Here is a 228-nt window from a genome sequence, read left to right as displayed (position 1 = left end):
CGCGAAAATCCACGACCCTAGCCGCAATCATCTCCGCGAAACTATTGATTCACAGGATGTCATCGCAGCCTTCCGGTGGATTCTGGGACGTGAGCCGGAATCGGCGCTGACCTTCCTCAACCACTATGCCCTGAAAGACCGTAGGGAGTTGAGGAATACGTTGCTGCGCTCGACCGAATTCCAGAACCAAATCAAACACTATGCGCTACCTTAGCTCGGACAGGCGTC

At 54.4% G+C, this 228-nt stretch carries 1 protein-coding gene; it reads left to right on the top strand.

What is annotated here, in order from left to right; all coding sequences use genetic code 11:
• A partial coding sequence (locus tag KVS69_RS20950; protein ID WP_217540285.1) for a hypothetical protein occupies positions 1 to 214 on the top strand: 214 nt, incomplete at its 5' end.
• Between the last annotated feature and the right edge of the window lie 14 nt (positions 215 to 228).

The sequence above is a fragment of the Stenotrophomonas sp. GbtcB23 genome (genome assembly GCF_019091045.1).
GTDB lineage: Bacteria > Pseudomonadota > Gammaproteobacteria > Xanthomonadales > Xanthomonadaceae > Stenotrophomonas > Stenotrophomonas rhizophila_A.
Note: the sequence above shows the minus strand (reverse complement) of the source record. Positions and strands in the feature narration are given on the sequence as shown.